This window comes from Ensifer sp. EB106-03-01-XG145 (assembly GCF_058792075.1).
Map to the genome: position 1 here is coordinate 25,344 of NZ_JBYTEC010000035.1, position 6,038 is coordinate 31,381.

The window sequence follows — 6,038 nt, forward strand, 5'->3', positions numbered from 1 at the left end:
CCTTGGTTTGAGCGTTCAACGACTCATTCTGGCACAAACGATGCCGTCGGGGGCCGTCCACCCCAACAGTTGACGGCCGGTAGCAGCGCGAAAGACTTGCAGCAATTGCAGCGCCGGCGGTGCCCGTGACCAAAGGGTTCTCATGCGCTCCCTGCCATTTCGGCTTTTTCGCACAGCCTGGCCAGTAATGACGCGCTGGGACCAGCGGAAACCGATCTCGTGGAAATACAGGTCGGCGTGCTGCGGGCTGATATGATGAAAGACACCGGCAATCGTGCGGCGGACGCGGGCATTGAAACCTTCGACCGAATTGACATGAACGGCGTCACGAACGTATTCGCGGCTGGAATGCTTCACAGTGTCATGCCTGGCATAGTTCTCGCCAAGGGCTATGAACGCTGTCGCCTCATCGCTCATCAAATAGGCGTCGGGGTCGATCTGCGCTTCGGCGGCGCGCGCCGCTGCACGTAGCGAAAGACCAGTCACCACCGCAGCACGCGCGTCACCGGCCGGAGTGCCGGGTGTGACGTCATCTGGCCGCTGCACGATCACCATGACCGGCGTCTTCTGGGTATTCGGTAGACCTTTTCGGCCTCGTCCAGGTGGTGGATCGTCCGGATTTAATCTTGCTCGTCCACCGAGATAAAAATGGTCGATCTCCACCGTGCCATCGAGCATGCGCTCGCGCGCCGCCATGAGACGCAGCGCGTGTCCCATCCGCCAGGCCGTGGGTTGGCTTACCCCCAGAGCCTCGGCCAGACGCACCGAGGACAAACCTTTATCCGACTGCAGAATAAGCCACATGCCCTTCAGCCAGACACGCAAAGGAAGCTTTGTGGAATGCAGCGGTGTGTGTGTCGTCACCCGTAAACTGGAACCGACATCCGCCGCTGGAACATTGATAGAGACCCGGACGCGCACGCCGCTTGCTCATATCGCCCGGCGATCGCGATCGAGCGCTTGTAGCCACAGGCAGGGCAAACTCTCCCGGCCGGCCACACCATGCTTTCCAGCAATCGCCGACACTGCTCCTCATCGCGAAAGGCCACGATCATATCTTCCGCGGTCCGAATGTTGGTAAGCGCTGCAAGCATCTCCGACATTCTCATCTCCTTCGGATCATGCCCGAAGAATCGCACGGCAATCCCTAGACAGCAAGGATATTGCTGTCTTTGGTTGTCTAATCGCTCCCTGCAAAACAAGTCTTTTTTGCATTATTTCACTAGGGTCCGTTTGCTCGGCTTGTCGCACGTGGCCGCCCGATTTCGATAAACAATCGCGTAGCATGGTCGTTACGTAGGAATGCGTCTTTGAAGTACGTTTGCCAGGAGCACGGTTGTCTTCGCGGTCGGCAACTGAGGCCGCAGCAGTATGGGTTTCGCTGGATGGGTCTTCCAATGTTGATAACGCAGTTCAAGACGTAAACCCTTGCTGCAACCAAATACGCGGAATAACCCGACCCACGTCCCGGCAAGGACGTCTCGATGCATCCGAAGCAATGGATGCAATTCTGATAGCTCCCTGACTTACATCATCTGTGCGCTCCCGACGTTTTTTATCATCAGTTCAGGCGGTTGTGCCGATAGCTCTCTCAAAGAGCTGCCCAGTCTTCAGCATCGTGTGCATGATGACGGCGAGCTTTCTCGCCACTGCAATCGCCGCCCGCTTGAAGCCGATCCTTTCCCTCAGCTTCAGGCCCCATCTGCGAAGTGCGCTGTCGGCCTGGGCTCGGGTCAGGATAACCCCAGCCGCTTCGTACAAGAGAACCCGCAGATATTTGTCGCCGCGCCGCGATATGTGCCCGTCATAATCAACTTCACCGGACTGATAACGCCGGGTGGTCAGACCCAGCCATGCTCCGACAGCGCGGGACGTCTTGAAGTTTTCCGGTGCTTCGATTGCTGCCGTGAATGTTGCCGCTGTAACCGCACCGACACCTGGAATGGACATGAGCAATCGGCATGGAGTGCTCGTTCGCGCGGTGGCAACAAGCTGCCGGTCAAGCTCTGCAGCCCGGGTGCGGATACTGCACCAAGCTTCCAGCAGTGGCACGATGATCTGTTCAAGCATGCCATTGCTGGCAAGCAGCCTGCGCACATGGGCTTCAAAGACGCGTCCTGCTCCTTTCGGAACAATGAGCCCGAAGGTTTTCATGAGACCTCGTATCTGATTGGAAAGATCAGTCACAATTTTGATCAACTGACCGCGGGCACCGACAAGGGTACGGGTCAGCATGCTGTTAGAATCCTTCACCCGGACTGCTTTGTAAAAGCCAACCTCGGCAAGATGAGCCAAGCCGTCGGCATCGTTTGCATCGGTCTTGTTCGTCGCCATATTGAGCGCCGCTTTGGCGTGCCGAGCATCGATGCAGATTGCCGGGACACCCTGTGCAGTCAGCTCATGGTAAAACCAGACCGACAAAGGTCCCGTCTCGAATACCACGCGCTTTGCTTTCTGAGCGCGTTCACGGATAACAGCTGCCAGTAATTGCGGATCGGATGCGCATTTTCCACGCCATACTCGCTTGCCATTTCGCCGCACCGAAATCGCGGTGTCGTTCAACGATACGTCGAGCCCGATATATTCTTCCATGGTTGTTTCCTGTTCGATGCTTGGGACGGGCCCCGCGCCATGATCCCGTTTTTCCATCTTGTCGGGGAACAACCACCTTGGCTACGTCGTGGAAATATCCGTTCAGCAGCCAGTAGGGCACCGCTCCCGCGATTACCCCATGTTGATAAAGGCCATGTATCGTCCGGAACTGGGGCAGGTTTGCGCCGCCGCCAGTAAACCTTCGGGTGGCAATCGAGGAGCAGATGAGCCTTTCCGGCAGCGGCACTGGACGTCGGGGTGAGCCTCTGCTCTCGGCAGAAGCTCTGGGGCCGGAGCACCACAAGGGTTGTGCTGCAGTCGCATCCTCGATGCTGCACCGGAACGATCGACGCATATCTCGTCCCTTCGGGGCCAAGCCGACCCCCTCCAGGGGGATCGGTGCGGTGCTCGTCACTCGCCTGGTGTAAGCGTTCGATAACCGCCGTATGATGAGCGACGCTTCAGGCCGTCGGCGGGCGTGAAACCGCTCCGCTTGCGTCAGCCGTTCAGCGCGTCCTTGAGAGCTTTGGCCGGCGCGAAGGTCAGCTTCTTCGCAGCAGCAACCTTGATGGTCGCACCGGTTGCCGGGTTGCGAGCCTCGCGCTCTGGCGTATCCTTGAGTTTAAACTTTCCGAAGCCCGGGATCGATGTTTCGGCGCCAGCTGTGGCGGCGGCAGTCACGGCAGCGAAGACCGCTTCGACAACCGCCTTGCTCTGGACTTTAGTCAAGCCATGTTCGGTCGCGATCTTTTCTGCAATCTCATTGGTTGTTGTCATTGTTTTCCCCTCTTGATGACGCGGGAATTCTCATCCGACGGGATCCCTTTTGTCATCTGGCGTTCCAGCGTGCACGGCCCAAATACCGACGATTTCCACAGCGCAATCGTGGCCTTTCGTCGAAAGCCGTTCCATTGGGCCCTTGGGTCCATGCCTGTTGGATAAGGCGCTCTGGTCACCCGGCGCTGCAGGGGAGCGCCCGCCAGTTCGAATGTCGGGCGTTGAGCAATGTCGAATTCCCATCGACCACGAGCCATAGCTCCTTGCCCAGCGCGCGAACGGTGAGCGGTTTTCGTTTCTCCTGACGGCCATTGGCCGCCGCCAGCATATGGCGGTTTGCATTGACGATCCCTCTTTCGCGCGCACGCGCGTTGACCAACTGCTCGAGCGGAATAAGCAGGTGTTCTTCGCCAAAATCGAAGTAAAGCGAAGGGTCATCCGGAAGCCTCGTGAGTGCTGCGGCGATTTCCTGGTTCAATGCAAATTCGCCGATGGCGCCGCCAGGCTGGAGCGTGAGAAACTTTGGCGACATGTCTTCAGCTGTCATGCAGTGCCTCCTAGAATAGTGCTTGGGTCTGCGCGATGCGCGCTTCGCAGGCGATCCACGGTTCGAACGGTCTGGAACACGGCCGCCAATCGGCACGGGACGTACTTCGCATGCGGGCATTTGGTGCCTTCGTCGTGGGTTGCTGGCTATTTTATGTCGAAACGCACTGTCGGGCTGTGCTGAAAAGCCCCGATGATTGCGGTGACTGGTTTGAGATGGAAGCCAACTTTGCACCAAGGTGTTTCGCTTGCTGCTCGGTTAATCTGAACTGCAGTGACGACACGTCGGTTCGATTCGGATCGACGCTGAATTCGATCCTCAAGAAGACGTCGCCACTCGCATCTGCAGTGACGGCCTCAGCTTTCCAATCGATGACGGCAGATGTTCGAATATTGCCTCGTCCGTCTGTGCTCCAATCTTTTCTATGCAAGCTGACTCCCCTCTAAGCTGCGCAATCTGCCGGCAGAAATACCTCCTGAGCGCGCGTACCTCAGGCTCCTATCCCGGACCGCGCGCCGAGCGAATAGGTGCATACCAATTTAGCTATACTGGTTAATCGCTTGCTTGGCATTTAAATTTTCTAATCAGCTAATAGAGCTGCGTTCTTCCTGCGGATCGGCTATGCCTATGTTTTTGAAGCTTATTCCGGCGCCAAAAAAATCTGCGTCCAGCTCCCAGTCGATTGCGCGCCGGAGTGGAGCAATGGGAAGCAGCATCGATTTGCGAATGACCGGGCGAAGCGCGACCGCACAGGCATCAGCCGTGATGGGCTGATCCTGCTTGCCGCTCCTAGCGTTTTGATCGCCACAACGGGCTATCGCCCGGTGAGCGGGTGGGATATCGATCAGAGACGCGACCCGCGTCATACTCAAGGTCGTTTCTGTCCGCATCAGTGCACTCGCTACCAACGAATGGAATGGAAATGCCGCACATAGCCGTAAAGATGTTCCCTGGCCGCACCGAGGAGCAGAAGCAGGAATTCGCCGCGAAAGTAGTCGAAGCCGCGAAAACCATCTTAGGTTCAAGCGATGCTTCCCTTTCCGTTTCCATCTCCGAAGTGGAACCGGCGGAGTGGGATGCAAGAGTTTACGATCCTGAAATCGCGGCCAACGAGAGCATGCTCTACAAGAGACCGGGTTACGGAGCTCTGGCACAGTCGTAGTGGTAGGCCGAGCAAGGGCTCGGATCAGTGGAGCCCGCCAACGACTGTACAGCGTTTTTGGATGGAGAGGGGCTCCCGTACAAAACCCGTTCGCTGAGTTCACGCCTCTGCGAAAGTCTCAAGCTGCCGAAAAGCGGCGCCGTCTTTTGACAGCCGGGTTATTGCGGGCCGGAGAGTCTCATTGACTCTGCCCTTTCCGCGTTGGAAATAAGCCTGATAGTTGCAGAGGGAACAGCCATGGCAGATGACAGCAATATCGAGACCGTCGAGACGACAACCACCCCGGCGGAAATTGCGCCGCCGAAAAAGCGCCGGGGCCCGAAGCCGAAGAACGTCGCTGCGGGAGCGACCGCCGAAGCCCCAAAGGAAGATGGTGTCAAGACGGGAAGGGGACGCCGGAAGAATTCCGCGACGTCGGCCGAAGGCGTGACCACTGTCGTGGCCGGCGGCAAGACCTCGGCAAAGAACAGCGCCAAGGGCGCCGGAAAGACCCGAGCGCCGAAGCAAACCACCGCAGCGGCAGCTCCGGTCCTTGACGACATCGCGGACCTGCTTCAGCTCGAAGAAGAGAATGCACGACTCCGTAAGGCGCTGGCCGAAAAGCTGCGGGCCGAGAACGCGGACCTGCGCAAGCGGCTCGGTCTTTCCTGATCGTTTTCGGTGATGGCCGATCGGTCTGCGCGATCGGCCTCCTCCTACATTTTGGTGGCTTACGGTCCTAGCAATGGGTGCCGACGCCATCGCGTGAGATGAGGGCGCACGATGAAGTCACCCTGGAAATACCTGGCCGGTTTGACGCCTTTTGGCCGGACGATCAAGGAGCCTGCGAGCCCGCCGGAAGCCGAAACGTCGAAGCCGGACGAACCATCGTTCGCTCCGGAAGAGGGCATTCCGGCACCCTTGGATCGGAGCGACGACGGTGCAGGCGCGACGGTTGACGGGCCGGACACGTCGGCTGAC

Annotated in this window: 5 protein-coding genes and 2 pseudogenes; 3 read left to right on the forward strand and 4 right to left on the reverse strand. The window is 58.2% G+C overall.

Annotated elements, in window-relative coordinates; all coding sequences use genetic code 11:
- Window positions 1-15: 15 nt before the first annotated feature.
- The 4 genes and pseudogenes from AC3WWH_RS32745 to AC3WWH_RS32760 all read right to left on the reverse strand — a co-directional run bounded on the left by AC3WWH_RS32745 (window position 16) and on the right by AC3WWH_RS32760 (window position 3,916).
- Window positions 16-1,103, reverse strand: a pseudogene (locus AC3WWH_RS32745) (IS1595 family transposase).
- A gap of 463 nt (window positions 1,104-1,566) precedes the next feature.
- Entirely contained in the window at window positions 1,567-2,592 is a 1,026-nt protein-coding gene (locus AC3WWH_RS32750) for an IS110 family RNA-guided transposase (protein WP_492377538.1), read from the reverse strand.
- Window positions 2,593-3,090: 498 nt separating this feature from the next.
- Window positions 3,091-3,375 (reverse strand): annotated as a pseudogene (locus AC3WWH_RS32755) (HU family DNA-binding protein); the annotation flags it as partial.
- A gap of 169 nt (window positions 3,376-3,544) precedes the next feature.
- Complete coding sequence (locus AC3WWH_RS32760) at window positions 3,545-3,916, reverse strand: hypothetical protein (RefSeq protein WP_058321207.1); 372 nt, start codon at window positions 3,914-3,916, stop codon at window positions 3,545-3,547.
- Window positions 3,917-4,838: 922 nt separating this feature from the next.
- Between AC3WWH_RS32760 and AC3WWH_RS32765 the strand changes: the two genes are divergently transcribed.
- The 3 genes from AC3WWH_RS32765 to AC3WWH_RS32775 all read left to right on the forward strand — a co-directional run.
- Window positions 4,839-5,078, forward strand: a complete 240-nt coding sequence (locus AC3WWH_RS32765) for a tautomerase family protein (protein ID WP_058321209.1) — start codon at window positions 4,839-4,841, stop codon at window positions 5,076-5,078.
- Window positions 5,079-5,315: 237 nt separating this feature from the next.
- Window positions 5,316-5,729, forward strand: a complete 414-nt coding sequence (locus AC3WWH_RS32770; protein ID WP_058321205.1) for a hypothetical protein — start codon at window positions 5,316-5,318, stop codon at window positions 5,727-5,729.
- 111 nt (window positions 5,730-5,840) lie between these two features.
- Window positions 5,841-6,038: hypothetical protein (locus AC3WWH_RS32775; protein ID WP_492377539.1), on the forward strand; the 198-nt coding region annotated here is incomplete at its 3' end.

What these genes read in the sequence shown, in the direction of transcription:
- AC3WWH_RS32770 (WP_058321205.1), top strand. Translation starts at nt 5,316, where the DNA reads ATGGCAGATGACAGCAATATCGAGACCGTCGAGACGACAACCACCCCG.
- AC3WWH_RS32750 (WP_492377538.1), bottom strand. Translation starts at nt 2,592, where the DNA reads ATGGAAGAATATATCGGGCTCGACGTATCGTTGAACGACACCGCGATT.
- AC3WWH_RS32760 (WP_058321207.1), bottom strand. Translation starts at nt 3,916, where the DNA reads ATGACAGCTGAAGACATGTCGCCAAAGTTTCTCACGCTCCAGCCTGGC.
- AC3WWH_RS32765 (WP_058321209.1), top strand. Translation starts at nt 4,839, where the DNA reads ATGCCGCACATAGCCGTAAAGATGTTCCCTGGCCGCACCGAGGAGCAG.